Below are 21,702 nucleotides of genomic sequence, written 5' to 3'. Positions count from 1 at the left end.
CGGACACAAAGCCGAAATATTATTTTTCCACTTAGAATCATATGGATAAGTCGTATTCCACAATGCGAAATCTGCCATTGCGTCAACTGGCTGTCACAAACTCGTCATTTTCAGCGCCTAGCGGCTCCGGCAACACAGCGAACGGAGAAGCAAAGTGTCGGCAAGCAAGGCGTTCAAGGCGGCGTTGGCAGCAACCGTCTTCCTGTCTGCGCCGCAGATCGCGGCAGCGGCCGAAGATCAGGACGCAAAGATCGCCGATCTTCAGCGCCAGGTCGATGAACTGAAGGCCATCGTCAAAGCAATGCAGGCGGCCCAGGCGGCTCCGCAAATAGCGGCCGCGCCAGCCACCACCACGCCTCTTGCCCCGGCAGCGCCAGTTTCGTCCAATCCTGCTGCCACGGCACCAACGGCCACGCCCGCTGCCTTGGCCAGCGCCGCACCGGTCGAGAAAAAGAAGAAGGCCTGGCACGAGAAGCTGATGATCCGGGGCTACACCCAGATGCGCCTAAACGAGATCGTCAGCGGGCCGAAGAACGCGCCTGCAGGAGTATCAAGGCTGCGCTCGGTGCAGGACAGCGGGATCAGCGAGAACGGGAACTTCACGCTGCGCCGTGCTCGCCTTGTCGTGCAGGGTGACATCTCCGACCGCGTCTCGCTCTACATGCAAGGCGATATGGCGGCTGCGGTCAGCAACCAGTCGGCAAATGAATCGCGCCAGCATTTCTTCCAGATGCGCGATGCCTATGCAGACGTGTTCCTCGACAAGGCCAAGACATTGAAGGTGCGTCTCGGCCAGTCGAAGGTGCCTTATGGCTGGGAGAACCTCCAGAGCTCCTCGAACCGTGTGCCGCTGGATCGTACCGATGCGATCAACGCGCCCGTTCCCGGTGAACGCGATCTTGGCGCCGTCCTCTATTACACCCCGCCGAAGATCCAGAAGATCTGGGACGAGCTTACCCAGGATGGCCAGAAGCTGTTTGGCAATTACGGCGCCTTCGCCATTGCCGCGTACAACGGCCAGGGCATCAACAAGGTTGAACGCAACGGCGGTCTGATGACGGTCGCCATGGCGACGGTGCCGTTCCGGCTCGACGGCATCGGCCTTGATGGCCAGGTCGCGGAATTCGGCGTGACCGCAATGCGCAACCAGTTCCGACCCGAAGTCCGCACCGGCGGCGTCTCGACGATCTCCTATGACGACAACCACGTGAACTTCCACGGCATGATCTATCCCAAGCCCTTCGGCATCCAAGCCGAATGGACCTTCGGGACCGCGCCGCAATGGGACCGCACGCTTGGCGCCATCCGTTCGCAGCGGGCGTCCGGCGGCTATGTCATGGCCATGTACCGCATGCCGGAAACCCCGATCGGCCAGCTCATTCCGTTTGCGCGCTGGCAGAAGTATCGCGGCGGCTGGAAGAGCGCGATCAACGCGCCACGGCTCGAAACGGACGAGTACGAGGTGGGCGTCGAGTGGCTCCCGTTGAAGGAACTGGAAGTCACGCTCAACTATGCCAACGTCTCGCGTACCGAAGCAGACGAGAGACGGACCGGGCAGGCCAAGGGCGATGTCATCCGCGCGCAGGTGCAGTGGAACTACTGATCATGTGGGCCTGAATGGTGCCGGTCGGTCCGGCACCGCGAAAAGGCCTGTCCTTGGGCGTCCGCCTATCGCAGGCAAGAGGCGGATCGTCGCTTGCCGCGCAGCTGCCGTGCCTGTTCATCCGACGTTGTGGATCGTGTCGCAAGGATCGCCGTTGTCGCAGCAAATCGGATCAACCGAACTGCAAGCATCGTTTCGACTACGGGAGCATCCCATGAGAAAGACCATTCTGGCCGCAACCCTGGCAGCCATCGCTATTCCCGCCGCACCGGCGCTGGCAGATCCCCCGCACTGGGCTCCTGCCCACGGTCACCGGGCAAAGCACGACCGCATCTATGACAGCCGTGGCCGCTACCTTGAGCCGCGTCGCATCAGAAGCCGCGATACCGTGTGGCGCGGTCGTGACGGACGCTACTACTGCCGTCGCAACAACGGCACGACCGGGCTGATCATCGGCGCTGCAGGCGGCGCGCTGCTGGGCCGCACGATCGATACGCGGGGCGATCGCGCTCTGGGCACGATCCTCGGCGCAGCGGGCGGCGCACTGCTCGGGCGTGAGATCGAACGGAGTGGTGGTCGCTGCCGTTAAGCGATTTTCAGCTTCAAGCATCGGGGCGGCTCGCAAGGGCCGCCCTTTTGCTATTTGCGCGCCAGTTCCTTGACTAGCGCGGGGGCCGGATAGATCACGTCCAACGCATGCTGGATCGCTGCGGTGCTGACGACGACGGTCCGGTTGACTTCACCTTGATAGCCGTAGTTGCCACCGATCGAATGGATATTACCGTCGAACGCCGCGCCGATCACGCTGCCGTCGCGGTCGATGACCGGCGATCCCGAATTGCCACCGATGATGTCGTTCGTCGTGACGAAATCGAACGGCAAGGACTTGTCGATCTTCGCCTCGTTCGCCGCAAATGCACTGGCCAGATCGAACGGTTCGGCACCGGTCGCCCGGTCGAAGGCACCTCCGATGGTGGTGACGGGCGCAACGTCCTGCCCGCGCTCCTTCCAGCCCTCGACCTTCCCATAGCTGATGCGCAGCGTGAACGTGGCGTCGGGATAGACACTGTTGCCATAGGCCATGAACCGCGCATCGGCGAGCCGGGCTCCTGCTTCGGCCAGAGGTCCGGCATAGCGTTCGTCCACCAGCTTCTTCAGTTCCCGCTCTCGGGCGTCGATCTTGCGGGCATAGACGATCATCGGGTCGGATGACGCCTCGATAGCCTTGCGGCCGCCTTCCCACAGCGCCTTGCGAACCGCCGGATCGGCCAGCGTCGTCCCGCCAACCAGTCGCTCGGCCAAAGCCTCCGGCGACTCCTTACCCAGCAACAGCCGGGTGTCAGCATCGTCGGCACCAAGATACTCGCGCGCCTTCGACAGGCTCCATGCCAGTTCCAGCTGCTCCATCCACGGATACACCGGTGCATCGTCGAGCAGCGTCTTGGCCGTGAGTTCGAGGCTGGAATCGCGGAATTCCGGCAGGCGCTCGGCATTGGGCTTCTCCCGCTCTGCCGCGCCTTGCACCAGCTTCATGGCCTGATCCATCAATGCGGAGTGCGGCACGATGAAGCGCCACGGCACATAGATGTCGCGATAGGATTGGACTGCCTTTGCCGTATCCGCCCATGGATCGCCGATCCCCGGTTTGCCCTTGGTCTTCGCCTTCAGGTCCGCCTCGGCATCGCCAAGCATCTTGAGGAATGCCGGATCGTTCAACGCCTTCTGCCGCCCGATATAGACCTTGAGGCTGTTCTCGATCCCGAACAGTTCGTCGGCGCCCTCGCGCTTCTGCTGCGGGCTCTTGTCCATTGCCGCAATAAGGCGCCCGCGCAGTTCGGACAGGATGGTCGTTGTCAGCGGAAGTCCGACTTCGCGCTGGAAGGCGATCTGGTCAGTGGTGAAAAGCCTCTGCGTTGCCCCCGGATTGCCCACCACGAACGTGGCTTCGCCTACCTTCGGCCCGCGAGAGTTCCATGAGAGATGGGCAGGAGTTGGAACCGGTTTGCCATTCTCGTAGGCGCGCAGGAACGCGGCATCGAGCGCATAGCGCGGGTAGTTGAAGTTGTCCGGATCGCCCCCGAAGAACGCCGCCTGAAACTGTGGCGCCCAGGCCAGGCGCACGTCGGAATACTTGCGATAGGTATAGAGCTTGTACTGGCCACCGCCGAACAGCGTTACAACCTCGCATCGCGTGGTCTTGCCGTCCTTGCACCCGTCTTTCTCGATCCGCGCCACTTCGGCATCGCGCGCCTTGACCAGCGCCTCGCCGGTGGAAGTGCCGATCGCCGCCTTGACCCGTGCGGTCACGTCGGAAATTGCGGTCACGACCTCGGCCTGCTGGCCGGGGCACTTGAGTTCGTCTTCGCGCCGGGCGGGCACGAAGCCGTCCTTCAGGAGATCACGCTGGTCGGTCGAGTTGTCCTGCGCGCATTCGACGACGCAATGGTGGTTCGTAAGGATCAGCCCTTCGGACGAGACGAAGCTGGCCGAACAGCCGCCGGTCAGGCGCACTGCTGCTGCCTGCACGCGGGCCAGCCACTTCGCATCGGGTGCCCACCCGTAGTCCTTCTGCATCCTGGCCGTCGGGAATGCATCGAAAGTCCACATGCCCTCGTCAGCCAGAGCCTGCGCAGAATGGAATGACAACGATAGCAGCGCAGCGGAAGCGGCAAGACGGAATTTGGCCATGGCACCCGGTCCTGAAAGTTACAATTGCAATCGCATTGACCATTGCACGACATGAACGGATTTTAAAGTGACAATGTTACATGCAATCTTCGTCAATAAACCCTTGCGACAGGATCGGCTTCGCATAACCTGTGGGCATGTGGCTGCTAGACCAGATGCTCAAGAGGCTGATCCGCAAGGGTAAGCTTGTCGTAATCGATCATGATGGCAAGGAGTACGCCTACGGCGAGCCAACCGCTCCGCCCCTGAAGATCCGTTTCACGGACAAGGGCGCGGCCATGCACGTTGCCAAGGACCCGCGAGTCGGCGCGGGCGAAGCGTACATGGACGGACGCATGGTCATCGAACCGCCGCATGACGTGCGTGATTTCGTCCTGTTCGTCATGGGCAATGCCAGCAGCGCCGGCGGCATCGACCGCAAGGGTCCGGTCCGCAAGGCGCTGTCCAGGGTCGTCTCGCGCATCGACCAGATCAACCAGCGGGCGCAGGCCTCGAAGAACGTCGTTCACCACTACGACCTGACCCGCCAGTTTTACGAGCTGTTCCTCGACGAGGACCGGCAATACACCATGGCCTACTTCCGCGATCCTCAAAACACACTGGAGCGCGCTCAGGTCGACAAGAAGGCGCTGATCGCCTCCAAGCTCCGGCTGGTGCCGGGGCAGAGTTCAGGGATGCGCGTGCTGGACATCGGCTGCGGCTGGGGCGGTCTTGCGCTCTATCTCAACCGCCACTTCGGCTGCGAAGTGCTTGGCGTGAGCCTTGCGCCCGATCAGGTGAAATTCGCGCAGGAGCGCGCCGAAGAAGCTGGCGTCGCCGACAAGGTCAAGTTCCAGCTGATCGACTATCGCGATGTGCAAGGCCAGTTCGACCGCATCACCAGCGTCGGCATGATCGAGCACGTCGGCGCACCCAACTTTGGCGAATACTTCGCGAAGACCAACGAGCTGCTCGATCCCGATGGGATCATGCTGACCCACACGATCGGCCGCAAGGGCGCGCCCGGCACGACCGACAAGTGGACGCGCAAGTACATCTTCCCCGGCGGCTACATCCCGGCGATGAGCGAACTGGTCTCGGCGCTGGAGAGGACCGGCTGGGAAGTGGGCGACATCGAAGTCCTGCGCTACCACTATGCCTACACGCTCGCCGAATGGTATCGACGCGCCACGATGCACCGGGACGAAATCGTCGCGCTGTATGACGAGCGCCTGTTCCGCATGTGGCAGTTCTACCTTGCCGGTGCCGAACAGAGTTTCCGGCACGGCGGCATGGTCAACTTCCACATCCAGAGCGTAAAGCGCCGGAGCGCCTTGCCTATGACCCGCGACTACATGCAGCAGGAATGGGCGCGACTGTCCGCTCTGGACGAAGCGCCGGAATGGCATCTGGAGCGCAAGGCGGCGGAGTAGGCGCGGAAAGCGTCAAGCAATGCCGATTGCGCTGTTGGGGCAAATCGAGTGAACTGCCTCTTATAGACAGAGAGGACATCGCTTGAGCTGGGAACCCGAGGTCGAAGAATTGCGCCGCCGCGCGGCGCTGGCCGAGCAGATGGGCGGCGCCGAAAAGGTCGCCCGCCAGCATGGCCGTGGCAAGCTCGATGCCCGTGCCCGCATCGCCGGTCTGGTCGATGCCGGATCGTTCCGCGAAATCGGCAAGATCGCCGGCAAGGGCGCTTATGGATCGGACGGCGAACTGCTTGACCTTGCTCCGTCCAACCTGATCTTCGGCCGCGCGAACATCGAAGGGCGCCCGGTCGTTGCCTCCGCAGATGACTTCACCGTGCGCGGCGGGGCGGCGGACGCCGCTATCGCGCGCAAGTTCATCCAGTGCGAGCAGATGGCACACACCCTCAAGATCCCGCTGATCCGCATGATCGACGGCACCGGCGGCGGTGGTTCGGTGCGGACGCTGGAAGATATCGGCGCAACTTACGTTCCGGCGACGCCGGGCTGGGGTCATGTCGTCAAGAACCTCGACTCCGTTCCGGTCGTCGCGCTCTCGCTCGGCCCAACTGCAGGCCTGGGTGCGGCGCGCGTTGTTGCCAGCCATTACTCGATCATGGTCAAGGGCCTGTCGCAGCTATTCGCCGCCGGTCCAGCGGTCGTATCGGCCATCGGCGAAGATCGCAGCAAGGAAGAGCTCGGCGGCAGCGCCATTCATACCCGCAACGGCGTGGTTGACGAGGAAGTCACGAGCGAAGCCGAAGCCTTTGCCCGTGCGCGCAGGTTCCTCTCCTACCTGCCGAGCAATGCCGGTGCTCCCGCCCCTCGGCTTGCCTCGAACGATCCCGTCGAACGAAGAGCGGATTTCCTGATCGATCTTGTCCCGCGCGAGGCGAAGCAGGTCTATTCGATGCGCCGTCTGCTCGATGCCGTAGTCGACAAGGGCTCACTGTTCGAGATGGGCCGCCTTTGGGGCCGCGCGGTCATCACCGCTTTTGCCCGGCTTGACGGCTGGCCAATCGCGGTGCTGGCCAGCGACCCCAGCTATCTCGGCGGGTCGTGGGATGCGCGCAGCAGCGAGAAGGCCGAACGCTTCATCAAGCTGGCGGACCAATTCCGTCTGCCAGTCGTCCACCTTGTCGACAACCCCGGCTTCATGATCGGCCACACCGCCGAAAGCACCGGAACGATCCGCTATGGCGTCCAGGCGATGAACGCCATCTACAAGGCCACCGTGCCGCTCTGTTCGGTTATCGTCCGTCGCGCCTACGGAATCGCCGGCAGCGCGATGAGCAACGCCGAAAGCTTCCAGTACCGTTTTGCCTGGCCATCGGGGGACTGGGGGAGCCTGCCGATCGAAGGCGGCATCGAAGTTGCGTACAAGTCCGAGATCGAGGCGGCCGAGGACCCGGCAGCACACCTTGAAAGCATCCGTGACCGGTTGAACCGGGTACGTTCGCCCTTCCGCACTGCCGAGCGTTTCGGCGTGGAGGACATCATCGATCCGCGCGACACCCGCCCCCTGCTGTGCGAGTTTGCCGATCTGGCGTGGCGAACCCTGCCCTGAGCCATCAGGTGAAATGCGCGGTGGGCTGGGGCGGTCAACATCGCTGAGACGTTGCCATTCGCAGGACGGTTCGTTAGCTAGGCTAACGAACAAATTTCAGCAGGGTGCCTTTCGATGACCGCTCCTACCGCCGCCGACCTTTCCGCCGACATCCAGCGCGTGTTCGCGCTCCAGCAAGCGCATATGTGGGAAGCCAAGGCCTCGAGCGCCGATGTGCGCAAGGAAAAGCTCGCGCGCCTCAAGGCTGCGGTCGAAGCCCATGCGGACGACATCGTGGCAGCCGTGCTGGAGGACACCCGCAAGCCGGTGGGTGAAATCCGCGTTACCGAAGTGCTCAACGTCACCGCCAACATCCAGCGCAACATCGACAATCTCGATGAGTGGATGAAGCCGACGGAAGTCCAGACCTCGCTCAACCCGGCAGACCGCGCCCAGATCGCCTATGAAGCACGGGGCGTCTGCCTGATCCTCGGGCCGTGGAACTTCCCGCTTGGTCTTGCGCTCGGGCCGGTCGCCGCTGCGATTGCGGCGGGCAACACCTGCATCGTCAAGCTTACCGACCTGTGCCCTGCCACCGCGAAGATCGCTGCGGTGATCATCAAGGAGGCCTTCGACGAGAAGGACGTCGCCCTGTTCGAAGGCGATGTTTCCGTGGCAACTGCGCTGCTTGACCTGCCCTTCCACCACATCTTCTTCACCGGAAGCCCGCGCGTCGGCAAGATCGTGATGGCGGCAGCGGCCAAGCACCTTACCAGCGTGACGCTGGAGCTTGGCGGCAAGTCTCCGGTGATCGTCGACGACAGCGCCGATATCGACCAGATTGCGGCACAACTTGCCGCTGCCAAGCAGTTCAACGGCGGACAGGCCTGCATCAGCCCTGACTACGTGTTCGTGAAGGAAGACAAGAAGGCCGCGCTGGTCGAAGGCTTCCGCGCCAACGTCGAGAAAAACCTTTATGACGAAAGCGGCGCGCTGAAGAAGGACAGCATCGCCCAGATCGTCAACAAGGCGAACTTCGACCGGGTGAAGGCGATGTTCGACGACGCCGTTGCCAAGGGCGCAACCGTCGCCGTGGGCGGCACCTTCGACGCGGATGACCTCACCGTCCACCCAACGATGCTGACCGACGTCACACCGCAGATGACGATCCTGCAGGACGAGATCTTCGCGCCGGTCATTCCAGTGATGACCTACGACACCCTCGATCAGGCAATCGGCTACATCGAGGCACGCGACAAGCCACTGGCGCTCTACGTCTACAGCAAGAACGAGGACAACATCGAGAAAGTCCTCGCCCGCACCTCTTCAGGCGGCGTCACCGTGAATGGCGTATTCTCGCACTACCTTGAGAACAACCTGCCGTTCGGCGGCGTCAACACCAGCGGCATGGGCAGCTATCACGGCTATTTCGGCTTCAAGTGCTTCAGCCACGAACGGGCGATCTACCGGCACATGTAAGGCGCACTCTGCGTCGTTCGGCTTATTCCTGATCGCCCGGTGGCTTCCTAGCCTGTCTGAAACAGGCATGAGGGACGACATGGCGATCAGGAGAGCACTTGCGGCAATAGGGCTCTTGCTCGCGACGGTGACGACTGTTCACGCGGGCGAAGTCCGCGTCCTGCCAATCAACGATCACCTCATCGCCTTCTATGACGGTCGTCCGGAAGAGAAAGGCGTCGATCTGTCGAAGGCCACCTGGGCGGACCATGGCGCGAACTTTGTCGGCGTCGCTACCTTTGCCGTGTTGGACGGCGCCGAGGCGCTGGTCTACGACACCTACCCGAGCATCGAGCAGGCGCAGCAGGTGCGAGCCTGGCTTGAAAAGCGCGGCGTGAAGCACTTCATCGTCGTCAACAGCCACTGGCATCTCGATCACGTCGGCGGCAATGCGCTTTATGCGGACAGCACGGTGATCGCGACGGAGAAGGCCCGGGCACAGCTGATCCGGCACAAGGCGCAGATCGAGGATGGCACCTTGCAAGGCCCGCCAGCCATATCGCCGTTGAAGGTGCCCGAAGTTGGCATCACCGAACCGACAACGGTCAGCGTCGGGCGCTATACGGTTGAACTGCGCCCGGTGAACATCCACTCCGCCGACGGCCTCGTCGCGTGGCTCCCGCAGGACAGGCTGCTGCTGGCGGGAGATACGCTTGAAGATACCCTGACCTTCATTGCCGAACCGGAAAGCCTTGCGGAACAGTACCGCAACCTCGGCGCGATGAAAGAATGGGCGCCGGTGGGCATCCTGCCCAACCATGGCGATCCGGCGGTCATCGCCAAAGGCGGCTATCACACCGACCTGATCGACATGACCCGCAACTACATTCGGAGCATGGCCGAACACGCGCACGACAAGGATTTTGCCAACCAGCCCATCGAGCGGTTCATCCCGGCCGAACTGAAGGCAGGCACTGTCAGCCTGTGGTGGGCCTATCGCGAGGCGCACCACGAGAACCTGCAGAAACTGGCAAGCTACTACAAGGACAGGCCCCTGCCCGCCTTTGCGCCCTGATCGTCAGGCAGCCACATCCCGGCAAACCTTGCACCCCCGCCCCCTCCCTGTTAGGCGCGCGGCGCGTATTTCACGGGAGTCGTAGCGCTCATGTCCGATATCAAGAAGGTCGTCCTCGCCTATTCCGGTGGCCTCGACACCTCCGTCATCCTCAAGTGGCTGCAGGTCACCTACAACTGCGAAGTGGTGACCTTCACCGCCGACCTCGGCCAAGGCGAAGAGCTGGAACCTGCGCGCGCCAAGGCCAAGCTGATGGGCGTGCCCGACCATCACATCTACATCGACGACCTGCGCGAGGAATTCGTGCGCGATTTCGTCTTCCCGATGATGCGCGCCAATGCCCGTTACGAGGGCGACTATCTTCTCGGCACTTCGATCGCCCGCCCGCTGATTTCCAAGCGCCTGATCGAGATCGCGCGCGAGACCGGCGCTGATGCCGTCGCCCACGGCGCGACCGGCAAGGGCAATGACCAGGTCCGCTTCGAACTCTCGGCCTATGCGCTTGAACCCGGCATCAAGGTCATCGCACCGTGGCGCGAATGGGACCTCACCAGCCGCACCGCGCTGATCGCCTGGGCCGAAGCGCACCAGATCCCGGTGCCCAAGGACAAGCGCGGGGAAAGCCCGTTCTCGACCGACGCCAACCTCCTCCACACTTCCTCCGAGGGCAAGGTGCTGGAAGATCCGTGGGAAGAGACCCCGGACTACGTCTACTCGCGCACGGTCAACCCGGAAGACGCGCCCGACCAGCCGGAATACATCACCATCGACTTCGAGAAGGGCGATGGCGTTGCCCTCAATGGTCAAACCATGTCGCCGGCGACCCTGCTGACTGCACTAAACGACCTTGGCCGCAAGCATGGTATCGGCCGTCTTGACCTCGTCGAGAACCGCTTCGTCGGCATGAAGAGCCGCGGCATGTATGAAACGCCGGGCGGCGAGATCTACGCTCGTGCCCATCGCGGGATCGAAAGCATCACGCTCGATCGCGGTGCGGCGCACCTCAAGGACGAGCTCATGCCCAAGTACGCTGAGCTCATCTACAACGGCTTCTGGTTCGCGCCTGAGCGCGAGATGCTGCAGGCAGCGATCGACCACAGCCAGGCCCGGGTCAACGGCACGGTCCGGCTCAAGCTCTACAAGGGCAATGCTTCGGTCGTCGGCCGCAAGTCGCCCGACAGCCTCTACTCCGAACGCCACGTGACGTTCGAGGACGATGCAGGCGCCTATGACCAGAAGGATGCGGCCGGCTTCATCAAGCTGAACGCGCTCCGGTTGCGCCTTCTGGCTCAGCAAGGCCGCTAAGGCGCCGCCCACTGCCACCCCGCTCATCCTGAGCCTGTCGAAGGATGCTGGTCCAGCGCGACATCCTTCGACAGGCTCAGGATGAGCGGGCGTGGTGCAGATAGGGTTGGAACGCAGCACCAAGTGCTGCGCTTCGGCGCTGCACAATAACTATCCACCGAAAGGTGCGGGGGTTGTGGATAACTCCCGCACTTTTTGCTTGCGCGACTCGAGCAACAGGCGCAGCTTTTGATTGTCGAGAGCGCACGAACCCCAAAGTTCAGGGCCCAAACCTCTGAATTTTCAGGATTAAGTGCGCAACGATACGAACACGGATAGTTTGCAGCGTAACCAACCGGCAGACACCTTCGGGCTGATCTGCGGATGCGCGAAACTGCGGCCTTCGTGATCGGAAACGGAATGCGGAACGGCATCGTTTTCCACGGTACAGCGCGCGGGCAGGCTTCGGTCTCCATCCAGCGCGATGCGGCGAAGACAAGGATGGCGAGCAGCATTTCACCCCGGTGAACGGCGGCGTTCGTCCGGCCAGGTGAAAGCCAGGTCGGGAGCGAGCTACCAGACAAAGGGGAAACGCCCACGGACGGCTTTTTCCGGACCGCTTGAAAGAGCACCCGGAACAGTCGCGGTAAACCGGAGCGACGGAGGAGTGCCTGGCACTCGACCGGCGCGGATAGGCGGAAGGACGGATAGCGGCGCGACCTTGTGCGAAAGCACGGATCGGCGGCAGCCCAGGGGCTACGCGCCCCGGACGGCATCCAACCACACGCCCAACACGCGCAAAGCGCGCTCCGACGAGCAAAGCCACGAGGCGCATGGACGTCAGCAATGACGAGCCAGCGCGGAACGGCGGAAGCAAGACGCGACAAAACAAGCCAGAGCGGACGTAGAGTGGGGGCCGGCAGCAATGCTGGCCCCCATTTGCTGTTTGGGAAACGCTCACAACGTCCGCTCGTCCTGAGCCTGTCGAATGACGCCTCGCGCTGGATGCTTCGACAAGCTCAGCATGAGCTGACTTCTGCGGATGGTTGGCTGTCGCACTTCAGCATTTCGTGAAAAATGCTGCAGTGCTGGATACGATGCCATTGCGGACATCTATCCTGAACCATAAAGTTTGGAAATGAGTCCACCGCTTCCGACTGCTAGCCACGCAAGATTGGCGACGACGATCGAAGATTTGTATCGGGTGTTCTCTGCCGAGACTCCTTCGGCCATTGAAGGCTGTCCTTGTTGTATCAACACTCGCAGTGTCGATGTGCTACTCGCCACGCCGCTGCGGGAACTACGCGGGGATCAACTATGGCGATACATCTCAGGCGCTTATCTGACATTGGGAGGCGACCGAGATTTTCGTTACCTGATGCCTCGCATATTCGAGTTGGCGGCGCTTAGCTCTTCTGAAATTCCGGACACGGAAATCGTGCTCAGCAAGCTCGCTCGCGCGCAGTGGGACAATTGGCTGGAGGATGAGAGAGATGCGGTTCGACGCTTTATCGATGCGTGGTTTGCGGTCGCAAGCGAACAAGATCTTCTTCATGTAAGAGATGGTTGGATCGGCAACCGAACCGAGAGCCTGTTGTGCGGCTTAGCGTACGCACGACTACCGATTGCCCAGTGGCTCAATCGATTGACCGAACCTACCACCGCACCGTTATTAGACGACCTTCTTCAGCGACATCCTCAAAACCTTTCGGCGTTTTGGCGGGACGTTCCAGACGGTTTCGCGCAATTATCAGCGTTTCTTGCGGAACGGCCGGCGTGACGGCGAGAATCCACGCTAATCCCGCCGCTTAAGCGTCTGGATCACTTCACCTCAAGCTGCCCCCGCACCGCGCCCTTCGGGAAATCCGCCGTATGAACGTTGACGTAATAGGCTCCCGGCGCGGCGATGATCTTCTTCAGCAGTTCGGGTTCCATCGCGATGCAATTGTCGCTGTCTTTGCCGGTGACCTCGATCGTGGCAACCGGCTTGCCGTCGCTTCCGGCGTTGCCTTCATGGACGTGGGCCATGGTTGGTTTTTCGGTTTTCTCGACCCACAGGGTGAAGCAGAAATCACCGGTCTCGTCGTCGCCATCGGCCTTGAAGCCGCCAATGCCATCAGGGTCGCCGCCCGCCGTCTCGGCTGCGCCGCCGAGCGTGGCGGCAAGCGTTACTGGCTTGGCCATGGCTGGTCCGGTCGCGCCAGTGACAAGAGCAACCATTCCGGCAATCGCTGCAATATCCGCATGCTTCATCGAGGTCTCTCCTGTTCAGCCCGCTCGCCATCGACTCAGCATGGCTTCAGGGCACCTTCAGGAGACTACACCCTCCCACCGCTTGCGGAAATTCATTGCGCGCAAGCCGTCAGTCCACGCTCCGGTCAGCCACAGGGATAGGCCCCGCCCGTTCCGGTAACCCCCGGCGTGAGGTTGCGGTTGTCGCGGATGAGGAATGCCCCCTTCTTGCGCATAACGGGATTGTCGACAAACAGATCACCCATAAGCCCCTGGTGCTGATAGTAGACTTCGACAAACATCACCGCGCTGTTGGCCGACGCGGTGATCTTGGTCGGTCCACTTCCCATTCCGGCCAGCGCCGTACCGTTCAGCCCGTTTCGCGTGCTGTCATTGCCATAAGCGGATTGCCGCGAGAGCTGTCCATAGCAGCGCTGCCAGCGAATGTACTGCTTGCCCGTCGCTGCGTCGCGTTCAAGGCTCGAGAGAATGATCCTGCCTCGGGTTGCGAAATCAAGCCCTGCTGCCTGCTCCTGCGCGCCACGCATGACCTCGTTGATGTCGGCCTCGCTCACTGTCGGCGTGACCACGCTGTTGTCAGTCTGCCCGATGCGCGAAGCGTTGTCCGCAAGCGAGAGCGCTATCTCGCTGATCTTCATGTCGACAGAGTTCATGTAGGCCACTTCAAGCCCGTAGAGCGCAATCGACAGGATGAACGGCGTGATGATCGCAAATTCGACAACCGAAACGCCCGAGCGATCCCGGGCGAGGCCCTTGGCGCAATGGCCAAATCTGGCGGCAAATGTCTTCAGCATACGCGCGGTGTCGATCCGTAACTGCCGTCCTGCAGAGCGAAAGGCTGGTTGCGTTTCACTGCCGTTGCGGAGATCTCGCGGCGGCTCCAGTCAAGCGGCAGGAGGGGAATGGCGAAAACGGGATCGTATTGCACCCGCACCGTGTAGACGATCACATCGTTCGCGCCGCCATTGCCCGACCGCCCCAGATCTTCGTCCCACGATCCGTTGCCGTTCTCGTCCGTATACCCCTCGCCCGGTGAGCACGCCCCATCGCCGTTCTTGTCGTCGAGCGGCTCGCCCTTGTTGGTGCGGGCAAAGTCGTAATAGCTCTTGCGGGTGGAAGTCACCTGCGCACCGGGCACGATCGGGCGCATGGCGCTGACAACCTTGGCGTCGGCGACGGAAGTGTCGCCGGTCTCCAACGTGGAATCGCGTGCGGCCTTCTCGACCGCTCCATCGAGAACGCCCTTGGCGTAAACCATCTGGCCCAGATCCAGGCAACCCACCAGCGCCAGTAGAAACGTCGGCATCACGATCGCAAACTCGATGGTGGTGACGCCGGCGTCCTCGCCGTACAGGCTACGAAGTTTCCTCATTGGTACACCCGCAATTCGCCCACGTTCTTCGCGATTTCCTGGAAGGCACTGTTCAGCTGTGTAGCGTTGGTGGCCAGAAACGAGCTGTTGCTCGATGCGCAATAGGTCAGATCGGAAGTGAGGCTCGAAGCAAAGGCGATCACCCACACGCGGAACCCCTTGTCCTTGGCGTTGTCGCATAGGGCGCGGAAGCGCAGCGTGTGGCGCGCAGCCTGGTTGCTCGAGCCATCGTCGGTTATCCGGCGATCATGCCATTCTATGCCATAGCTCGACTGGATCGTGGTGCTTGGCTCCATCTGCCCGTCGGTCATAAAGATGATGTGGCGCGAAACCTTGCCACCGTTGGTCGGCGCGATGTTCACGGTGTCGGCCCATGGTCCCTGCGGCGAACTCAACCGCAGCCCCCACAGCATGCCCAGATCGTGGTAGGTCGAACCGGCAGCAGCAAGGGCATCGGCATAGCTGTAGAACGCCGACTGGTTCATGGTGGACAGCAGTTGCGCCTGATGGGGGCAATAGGACGAGGCCTTGCTCCCTTGCGAGGTCTGCACGGCATCGGTGAGATATGTTGTGCCCCATACCGTCGTCGTTCGATAGTAGGCCAGTTCAGGCCACATCGGACCCCACTTGGTTTCAGGATTGCCATCCGGAACTAGATCGACGTCAAGGTCCAGCGCCGTCGAAGGCGACATACCCGTGACGCTGGAGTAGCTGATGCTGCTCGTGGCATCGCTTTCGCGCTCCTCGATGCAGCCTCCCCAGGTGTAGCTGGCTGCCGTCCCGTTGCTGCCGTTGGGTTTGCTGACCGCCGTGAATGTCTTGTAAACGCTGGTATCGACGTTGCTGACTTGCCGGTAAGCCCAGCTCGAGAATTCCTGCCGGGTGCGTGTCTCGTAGATCGGATCGGAGGTGGCATAATTGCGGGTGATGAAGTTGTGGGTCGTATAATAGCAGAAGACGCGCCAGCGGTTGCTGCTCTGTAGCTGGCAGACATATGTGGTCTTGCGCTGAGGTTGGGTGGTTGTGGTGGTGACGACCTGCTGCCCCGCCCCATTCGTCGTCGTGCTGGACGAACTTGTCGCGCTGCCGTTGTTGGCCCAGGCAACATCGGCAGGGCGCGCGTTGTTGCAGGTGGCCTGCGAATTGTAATTGGTCGAACTGTGCTGCGATGTGCTGCCGATGGTCTCGGTGGAGTAGGTCTGCTCGCTGGTATTGACCGCTGCAGACCAGCCGGTGAAGACCTGCTCGGTAATCGTGTTGAATACCGGCTCGCGCGTCTGGATCGGCCACGTGTCGGCCAGATATGCCGGGTTGAGATTGTAGATCAGGCGCCCGACGTTTACCGACGAGCTGTAGGGAACAAACGAATAGCGGATGCGCGCGTTGGAGCCTTGCGTGGCCGTGGCAACCGTATCGTAGAAGTTCTTCATTGCCACGCGCAGCGCCTGAATGCGGGTCTGGCTGGTGCCGGAAAGCGTGTTGCCCATGGAGCCGGTGGTATCGAGCACCATGGTAATGTCGCTGTTGCCCACACCCATCGTGGCGCTGCAGGCCACGCTGACAGGGATCGTGTCCACGCCGAGCAGGTTCATTACTGCCGTCTGGACCGTCGTCGCAGCCGTTCCCGAGATCAGATTGCCGCCATTGGTCGACGCCGTGGTAAACGTCGTCCCGGTCGCGCCAAGCTCACCTTCCACGAAGTTGGTATTGAAGTAGGCATTCGCCTGGTTCCGGGCGGCAGCGTCATAGCCATTGGTCGTAACGGCGCGGCGGCCAGCAAGCGTGCCGGCATCACAGGCTGACTGCAACCGATTGCGCGCCTTGTAGACGCGGTTGATATCAAGCCCGCCGCCGATCAACGCGACGATGACCGGCACGCTGGCAGCGGCGATCGGCAGCACGCTGCCGACATTGCTCGCAAAAAGCCTTTCGATGAACCTTGCCATGCCGTCCCGCTTGCCCCTGCCATTTCTGACATTGGCTAAAACGGCGCTCGACGGTTTCCAGAACCTTACCTTTATCGGGAATTCATAGGAGCTTTAGTCGGATTTAATCCGTAGTTTTATCAATAGAAACAAACAGATATCTTAACCATCTTTTGTGCCTGAAAAGGCCTGCCATCCGTAAGCTCTGATCTCTTCACTATCGGCGCCAGCCGAGGGAGGGAAAGAGACAGATTTACCATTTTCGGAAACCTCGAAGCGTACAGGCGGGGCCTGCTCGAAATAGGCGCCCTCAACCGGGTGCTCGCGTCGGCGGAAGAAGCCTGTCTCCTGAAGATGGGGATCAGTCATCACGTCTGCCAGATCGCGTACGGCCTGCGCAGGGATCTGGGCAGCATGACACCGCGCCAGTATCTCCGCAGTCGGCAAGGCCGGCGTGAAACGCGCTATCGCCTGGTACAATTCCGGCTGCGCCTTGAGCCGAAGCTGCGGCGTCGAGAGATGCTCCTGATCGAGGAAGTCCGGCTGCCCCAGCAGCGTGAAGATGCGTATCCACGCATCGTCGGTATAGGCAACGATGCTGATCCAGCCATCGGCTGTCGGGAAAGGCTGGCGATCGGGATCGACCTGCCGTGGGTATCCTGCGGGTCCATTGGGCGGATCGAATGTCAGGCCACCAAGGTGTTCAAGCAGCATGAAGCTTGAAAACACCTCGAACATCGGCACTTCAACCCGTTGCCCTTCGCCCGTCCGCTGCTTGTGCACGATGGCAGCCATTGCGGCATAGGCGGCATGCAGTCCTGCCACCTTGTCAGCGATCAGCGACGGAAGATAGCGCGGGCGCGGGTTGCCGTCGACCCGAGGCAACAGCGTGGCGGTGCCGGTGGCCGCCTGGATCACGTCATCATAGGCCTGCAGGTCTGCATAAGGACCATCCTGGCCAAAGCCGACGCAGTGGACATAGATCAAACCGGGATTGATCGCCTTGAGCGCCTCGTAATCCAGCCCGATCCGCTCGAGCGCCTTGCCCCGCACGTTCACCACGAACACGTCTGCATCGCGCAGCAGGTCGAGCATCACGGCCCGGTCGCCCTCGTCCTTCAGGTCGAGCGCAACGGACTTCTTGCCACGGTTGAGCGCCATCCACGCCGGTGCCATGCCCGGCGTGACAGCCGCTCTTGCCGACCAGCGAAACGCATCGCCAATGCCTGGCGCTTCGACCTTGATCACGTCCGCACCCAAATCCGCCATGATCTGCGTGGCGTATGGGCCGAAGACCACGGTTGTCAGGTCGACAACGCGGATGCCTTCGAGGAGAACCGAATTTTCCGCCACCTGCCCTGTCCCTTCAGTCGAACGCAAAGCTGTTTGCCTTTTCACCCGTCGTAATGACCACGGGCCTGCCAAGCGGATCGCGCTCCAGCATCGCTGCAACGGTGGTGGCATCGCGTGTGGTGGCAACGAAGCGTCCGCCAGTGTCGAGTTCACCGATCACGATGGCCTGCTCCGGCACGCCTTTGGCGAAGGTCACCGTATATGTGCCGATGCGGCCGTTCCCTTGCGGCGCAAGCGCCATGGCGGCCTCAGGGACTGCATCGAGCTCTGCCTGTAGTTCCGCAGTCAGGCACCCCGGCCATTCACGCGGGCCGGTGGACAGCACCGCTGCGCCGTACTTGGACTGGAAGCCGCCGTTCATGCCTACCAAGCCCTTGGCTCCAGGCTTGCCTCGCAAGATTTCGACCATGCTTGCCAACGCATGCGTGGAGTAGTTGTTGCCGGCTCCGCCGAAGTAGGGAAGACCTCCGGTAACCGTCAAACTACGCGGGTCATCTGCAGCAAGGCCAAGGCCGTCGATCGCGGCATTGAACACCGGGACGGGGAAGCAGGAATAAAAATCGAAAGCGGCGATTGCATCGGCCGTCACGTTCGCCTGCGACAAGGCGGCGGCAATGGCGGCATTTGCAGCGGGATAGGCCCCGATATCCGGCCGCTCCAGCAGTTCCCGCTCGTTGGCCAGGGCAGCCCCGTGAAGATATATCCACTTGGCCTCAGGCACCCCCGCCGCGCGGGCGGCCTTGATTGACATCAGCACGAGCGCTGCCGCCTGATTGACCTGGTCGCGCGAGACCAGCTTGAGAGGATAGGGATCGCAGATCATCCGATTGCGCTCGCCGGGAGTGGCGATTTCCTGCGCACTCATCGGCTTGACCGCGGCTGCGCTGTAACGGTTTGCTGCCGCAACTTTCGTGAACGGCGCGAACAGTTTCCCCATCTCGTCGGCATAGGCCTTGCGCGATAGGCCAAGACGGGCTCTCCGGGCATTCTCGCACAATGCGTAAGCCGTTACCGGCGCGCGAATGCCATGGGCAATGCTGGCTGCCGAAAGGGTGCCCTCAAAGCCCCTGCCCTTGTCGATCCACTCGACGCCGGTGGCATCGGGATCATCGCTCTCGGCCCAATCACGCGTCTCGCCCTTGGCCACGAGATGGCGCACGGTCGAGATCGCCTCGCTGCCGAACATCAAGGCTGCCGACACGGCACCTGTCGCGATGCGGTTCCCAAGATCAGCCAGCAAGGCCAGCGGAGACTGTCCCCCCACCTTCTCGAGGATGGCGACTTCCGGCTTGATGCCCAGCCTTCGCGCAACTGCCAGTGGCAGCTTGTCCGCCCGCCCGAACGGGACTTGCATCGCTCCGGATTCCTCGAACGTCCGGATTGAACCGACCGCCTGCACCTGCGCTGCAACTGCCGCACCTGCCTGCGTGTCGGCAAGAGCCTCCCGGGCGGCCGCAGCGGCCAGATCGGCAAACGACAGGCCGACATATCCAGGATTGTCGACCCGTTCGACGAACTGGCCGACACCGACAATGACCGGGGTATTCTCCGACAGGGGCATGGCATCCTTTCGCTTTTTCCCGCCAAGCTAAAAGCGCCGGACCGCACCGTCCAATCGATTTAATCTTTCGATTTATAGGGTATTCGAATATATCGAGCTCATGCAGCCCGATGTCGATCTGAAAGCTATCCGGTGCTTCCTCGCTCTTGCGCAGGAATTGAGCTTCGGCCGTGCGGCGAAGCGCATGAACCTGACGCAGCCCAGCCTTTCGGCACAGATCCGCAAGCTCGAGGAACAGATCGGCCAGCGCCTGTTCGACCGGACTACGCGCGCGGTCCAGCTATCGCCCGTTGGCACGGCACTGCTCGACCAGGCCGGTACCTTCGTCGCCCAAGCCGATGCCTTCGCCGCCCAACTTGCCGCTTGGCGGGATCGCCCTGATCGCCGGATCGTCCTCGGCGCGCCAATCTATACGTTCGAACTGCCTCAGCACGGAGCGCTGCTATCGGCGATCGCGCGCGAGCTTCCGGACATATCGCTGCGGGTGGACAACGATTTTGCCTATTCGCTTTGCGAGGGGCTGATCAAGGGCACCGTCGATCTTGCCATGGTGGTTGCGGCCGTCGTGCCTCACGACAAGTATTTGGCCGACATGGCCCGCCAGCAATGCGGCGAACTTGAAATTCCGGATGGTTTGCCTCGCCTGACTCTCAGCCGCGAACCGATCGGCCTGGCCATTCCGCAAGAGCACCCTCTCGCCCGGTTCGACGTCGTGCCGCAGGCAGCTTTGTCCGGATCGGTCATCGCGATGCTCGCCCCGCTGCACGGCAAGAGCCTGTATCAACCGATATCGACGTGGCTCGCGGCTGCCGGGGCAACGGGCTTCCTCCCGCCCGAAGCACACGCCTTTGCGCTGGAACGATATTGCCGCGAATATCGCATTCCGGCGATCTCCATCGCGCAATTTCGCCCGAAGGATCACGGAAACGTCGTTTATCGACCCGTCGCGGGCCTTTCCATCCTCACCGAGCTGGCGGTGCTGCGAAGCAACCGTCAAATGCGCGCGGCAAGCGAGATGCAGCTCTGGAAAATTGCAGAATCCCTTGTGCCTCAGGCATTTGCCGACTGACCATCGGGTGCCTTGCGCGGGCGCGTTTGCGCCATAAGGGCTCGCGCGCCGGTGGACATATGTTGACGCAGGAAGCGGCTTGCCGCGCTGGCGTCGGTATAGCCGAGGCGATGCGAAAGTTCGGTGAGGTTGGGTCGTCGTGCAGTGCGGAAGTATTCGTCGGCAGTATGCTTTCGCACCTGTTCGAGAATCACTGCGAAGCTCGTGCCCCTTTCGGCAAGGCGGCGCTGGAGGCTCTGCGGAGAGAGGCCGGCAAGCCCGGCAACATGCGGCAGGTTTGCCCGCCGCTCCGTCAGGTTGGTGGCGATGAAGTAGCGCACCTGCTGCATGAGATCGCCCGGCCATTGGCTATCGGCTTGGGCCAACTGCTTTTCAAGGTAGCGAACCATGTTGGGATTGGCCCGCTGCGAAGGCCGATGCAGATCCGACTTGCGGAAGACCAGCGCACAGCGATCCGACCCGAACTCGATCGGACAACGAAACACCGCCTGATGATATCGCCAACTCTGCGGCGCGGGATGATCCAGCTCCAGCCTGATCGGCGTCCATTCCTCGCCAAGCAGCATCCGCGTGATGCGTAACTGGAGTGTCAGCGTGGCCTGCAGGAATTGCGAGCCGCCAAACCGCGCAGGCACCATGAGAACATGGCGCAAGGCCGCCTCATGCCCGGTAATATCCGTGCTCGAACGCATCGCCGCACTTTCGAGGTGCATGTAGCGTCGCGTTATCCGTGTCGCCTCGTCAAGCGTGGTGCAATGATCCCAAAGCAGGCTGATCGGGCCGAAGCCGCGCACATTGCACCACATGGAGAAGGCCACGCCAAGATCATCGCGACCGGATGCGATCGCGGCAGCCTGCAGAACGTCTACGTGCGCACTTGCCGGCAGCCATTCCGCCTCGTTCGCCTGTTCCACGTGGGCAAAGACGTCGGGAGGGCAAAGGCTCCTCAGATCAAGCCCCGACACTTCCGCGAAGTGAGCGAACTGGCGCATGGCGCTGGCATGAGCGAGACCGCTTTCCGATTCCATCATGATGCAATCTGACAATACTGTGCCGCGATCCGTCAAGAT

The 21,702-nt window shown here is 61.9% G+C and carries 17 protein-coding genes; 9 read left to right on the top strand and 8 right to left on the bottom strand.

The annotated features are described in order from the left end of the window. Positions 1–154: 154 nt before the first annotated feature. Both AX703_RS08565 and AX703_RS08560 read left to right on the top strand, forming a co-directional pair. A complete protein-coding gene (locus tag AX703_RS08565) occupies positions 155–1,603 on the top strand; it encodes a porin (protein ID WP_062343619.1) in 1,449 nt (482 codons plus the stop codon). Between the two features lie 214 nt (positions 1,604–1,817). Then, positions 1,818–2,192: a glycine zipper 2TM domain-containing protein gene (locus AX703_RS08560; protein ID WP_062343618.1), complete on the top strand. Its 375-nt coding sequence runs from the start codon at positions 1,818–1,820 to the stop codon at positions 2,190–2,192. A 50-nt stretch (positions 2,193–2,242) separates the two neighbouring features. Here AX703_RS08560 and AX703_RS08555 read toward each other — a convergent pair whose 3' ends face one another. Beyond that, entirely contained in the window at positions 2,243–4,291 is a 2,049-nt protein-coding gene (locus tag AX703_RS08555; protein ID WP_062343617.1) for a S46 family peptidase, read from the bottom strand. A gap of 137 nt (positions 4,292–4,428) precedes the next feature. Between AX703_RS08555 and AX703_RS08550 the strand changes: the two genes are divergently transcribed. From AX703_RS08550 to AX703_RS08525, 6 genes are all read left to right on the top strand, one after another. After that, on the top strand, positions 4,429–5,703 hold the full coding sequence (locus AX703_RS08550; protein WP_062343616.1) for a cyclopropane-fatty-acyl-phospholipid synthase family protein: 1,275 nt from the start codon (positions 4,429–4,431) through the stop codon (positions 5,701–5,703). 82 nt (positions 5,704–5,785) lie between these two features. Next, the gene (locus AX703_RS08545; RefSeq protein ID WP_062343615.1) at positions 5,786–7,303 is read left to right on the top strand and encodes an acyl-CoA carboxylase subunit beta; all 1,518 of its coding nucleotides are present in this window, start codon (positions 5,786–5,788) and stop codon (positions 7,301–7,303) included. 114 nt (positions 7,304–7,417) lie between these two features. Beyond that, positions 7,418–8,761 (top strand): aldehyde dehydrogenase family protein, encoded by a 1,344-nt coding sequence (locus AX703_RS08540; protein WP_062343614.1) that lies wholly within the window; start codon positions 7,418–7,420, stop codon positions 8,759–8,761. Between the two features lie 79 nt (positions 8,762–8,840). Next, positions 8,841–9,815 carry an MBL fold metallo-hydrolase gene (locus AX703_RS08535; RefSeq protein WP_062343613.1) on the top strand — a complete coding sequence of 325 codons (975 nt, stop codon included), beginning with the start codon at positions 8,841–8,843 and terminating at the stop codon, positions 9,813–9,815. 90 nt (positions 9,816–9,905) lie between these two features. Continuing rightward, the gene (locus tag AX703_RS08530; protein WP_062343612.1) at positions 9,906–11,120 is read left to right on the top strand and encodes an argininosuccinate synthase; all 1,215 of its coding nucleotides are present in this window, start codon (positions 9,906–9,908) and stop codon (positions 11,118–11,120) included. 1,153 nt (positions 11,121–12,273) lie between these two features. After that, positions 12,274–12,879 carry a hypothetical protein gene (locus tag AX703_RS08525; RefSeq protein WP_156451982.1) on the top strand — a complete coding sequence of 202 codons (606 nt, stop codon included), beginning with the start codon at positions 12,274–12,276 and terminating at the stop codon, positions 12,877–12,879. Positions 12,880–12,920: 41 nt separating this feature from the next. On the opposite strand, the gene AX703_RS08520 is transcribed toward AX703_RS08525, so the two are convergent. The 6 genes from AX703_RS08520 to AX703_RS08495 all read right to left on the bottom strand — a co-directional run bounded on the left by AX703_RS08520 (position 12,921) and on the right by AX703_RS08495 (position 19,563). Beyond that, complete coding sequence (locus AX703_RS08520) at positions 12,921–13,352, bottom strand: CHRD domain-containing protein (protein WP_062343610.1); 432 nt, start codon at positions 13,350–13,352, stop codon at positions 12,921–12,923. Positions 13,353–13,477: 125 nt separating this feature from the next. Then, on the bottom strand, positions 13,478–14,146 hold the full coding sequence (locus tag AX703_RS08515; protein ID WP_062343609.1) for a TadE/TadG family type IV pilus assembly protein: 669 nt from the start codon (positions 14,144–14,146) through the stop codon (positions 13,478–13,480). Then, positions 14,140–14,724 (bottom strand): TadE/TadG family type IV pilus assembly protein, encoded by a 585-nt coding sequence (locus AX703_RS08510; RefSeq protein ID WP_062343608.1) that lies wholly within the window; start codon positions 14,722–14,724, stop codon positions 14,140–14,142. Before AX703_RS08510 ends, AX703_RS08515 begins: the two co-directional genes overlap by 7 nt. Continuing rightward, positions 14,721–16,670 (bottom strand): TadE/TadG family type IV pilus assembly protein, encoded by a 1,950-nt coding sequence (locus AX703_RS08505; protein WP_062343607.1) that lies wholly within the window; start codon positions 16,668–16,670, stop codon positions 14,721–14,723. The genes AX703_RS08510 and AX703_RS08505 overlap by 4 nt, the downstream gene beginning before the upstream one ends. A gap of 141 nt (positions 16,671–16,811) precedes the next feature. Continuing rightward, the gene (locus tag AX703_RS08500) at positions 16,812–18,002 is read right to left on the bottom strand and encodes a CaiB/BaiF CoA-transferase family protein (protein WP_062343606.1); all 1,191 of its coding nucleotides are present in this window, start codon (positions 18,000–18,002) and stop codon (positions 16,812–16,814) included. A 13-nt stretch (positions 18,003–18,015) separates the two neighbouring features. Further along, complete coding sequence (locus AX703_RS08495; protein ID WP_062343605.1) at positions 18,016–19,563, bottom strand: acetyl-CoA acetyltransferase; 1,548 nt, start codon at positions 19,561–19,563, stop codon at positions 18,016–18,018. A gap of 100 nt (positions 19,564–19,663) precedes the next feature. Here AX703_RS08495 and AX703_RS08490 point away from each other — a divergent pair, with 100 nt between their 5' ends. Then, positions 19,664–20,632, top strand: coding sequence for a LysR family transcriptional regulator (locus AX703_RS08490; RefSeq protein ID WP_062343604.1), 969 nt, complete (start codon positions 19,664–19,666; stop codon positions 20,630–20,632). Here AX703_RS08490 and AX703_RS08485 read toward each other — a convergent pair. Beyond that, positions 20,614–21,663, bottom strand: a complete 1,050-nt coding sequence (locus tag AX703_RS08485; protein ID WP_052242470.1) for an AraC family transcriptional regulator ligand-binding domain-containing protein — start codon at positions 21,661–21,663, stop codon at positions 20,614–20,616. The two genes, AX703_RS08490 and AX703_RS08485, sit on opposite strands and share 19 nt — an antisense overlap. Positions 21,664–21,702: the final 39 nt, after the last annotated feature.

It is taken from the genome of Novosphingobium sp. CCH12-A3 (assembly GCF_001556015.1).
GTDB lineage: Bacteria > Pseudomonadota > Alphaproteobacteria > Sphingomonadales > Sphingomonadaceae > Novosphingobium > Novosphingobium subterraneum.
Note: the sequence above shows the minus strand (reverse complement) of the source record. Positions and strands in the feature narration are given on the sequence as shown.

Coding starts and splice junctions, on each gene's coding strand:
- AX703_RS08560 (WP_062343618.1), top strand. CDS start 1,818: ATGAGAAAGACCATTCTGGCCGCAACCCTGGCAGCCATCGCTATTCCC.
- AX703_RS08555 (WP_062343617.1), bottom strand. CDS start 4,291: ATGGCCAAATTCCGTCTTGCCGCTTCCGCTGCGCTGCTATCGTTGTCA.
- AX703_RS08550 (WP_062343616.1), top strand. CDS start 4,429: ATGTGGCTGCTAGACCAGATGCTCAAGAGGCTGATCCGCAAGGGTAAG.
- AX703_RS08540 (WP_062343614.1), top strand. CDS start 7,418: ATGACCGCTCCTACCGCCGCCGACCTTTCCGCCGACATCCAGCGCGTG.
- AX703_RS08535 (WP_062343613.1), top strand. CDS start 8,841: ATGGCGATCAGGAGAGCACTTGCGGCAATAGGGCTCTTGCTCGCGACG.
- AX703_RS08530 (WP_062343612.1), top strand. CDS start 9,906: ATGTCCGATATCAAGAAGGTCGTCCTCGCCTATTCCGGTGGCCTCGAC.
- AX703_RS08520 (WP_062343610.1), bottom strand. CDS start 13,352: ATGAAGCATGCGGATATTGCAGCGATTGCCGGAATGGTTGCTCTTGTC.
- AX703_RS08515 (WP_062343609.1), bottom strand. CDS start 14,146: ATGCTGAAGACATTTGCCGCCAGATTTGGCCATTGCGCCAAGGGCCTC.
- AX703_RS08510 (WP_062343608.1), bottom strand. CDS start 14,724: ATGAGGAAACTTCGTAGCCTGTACGGCGAGGACGCCGGCGTCACCACC.
- AX703_RS08505 (WP_062343607.1), bottom strand. CDS start 16,670: ATGGCAAGGTTCATCGAAAGGCTTTTTGCGAGCAATGTCGGCAGCGTG.
- AX703_RS08495 (WP_062343605.1), bottom strand. CDS start 19,563: ATGCCCCTGTCGGAGAATACCCCGGTCATTGTCGGTGTCGGCCAGTTC.
- AX703_RS08490 (WP_062343604.1), top strand. CDS start 19,664: ATGCAGCCCGATGTCGATCTGAAAGCTATCCGGTGCTTCCTCGCTCTT.
- AX703_RS08485 (WP_052242470.1), bottom strand. CDS start 21,663: ATGATGGAATCGGAAAGCGGTCTCGCTCATGCCAGCGCCATGCGCCAG.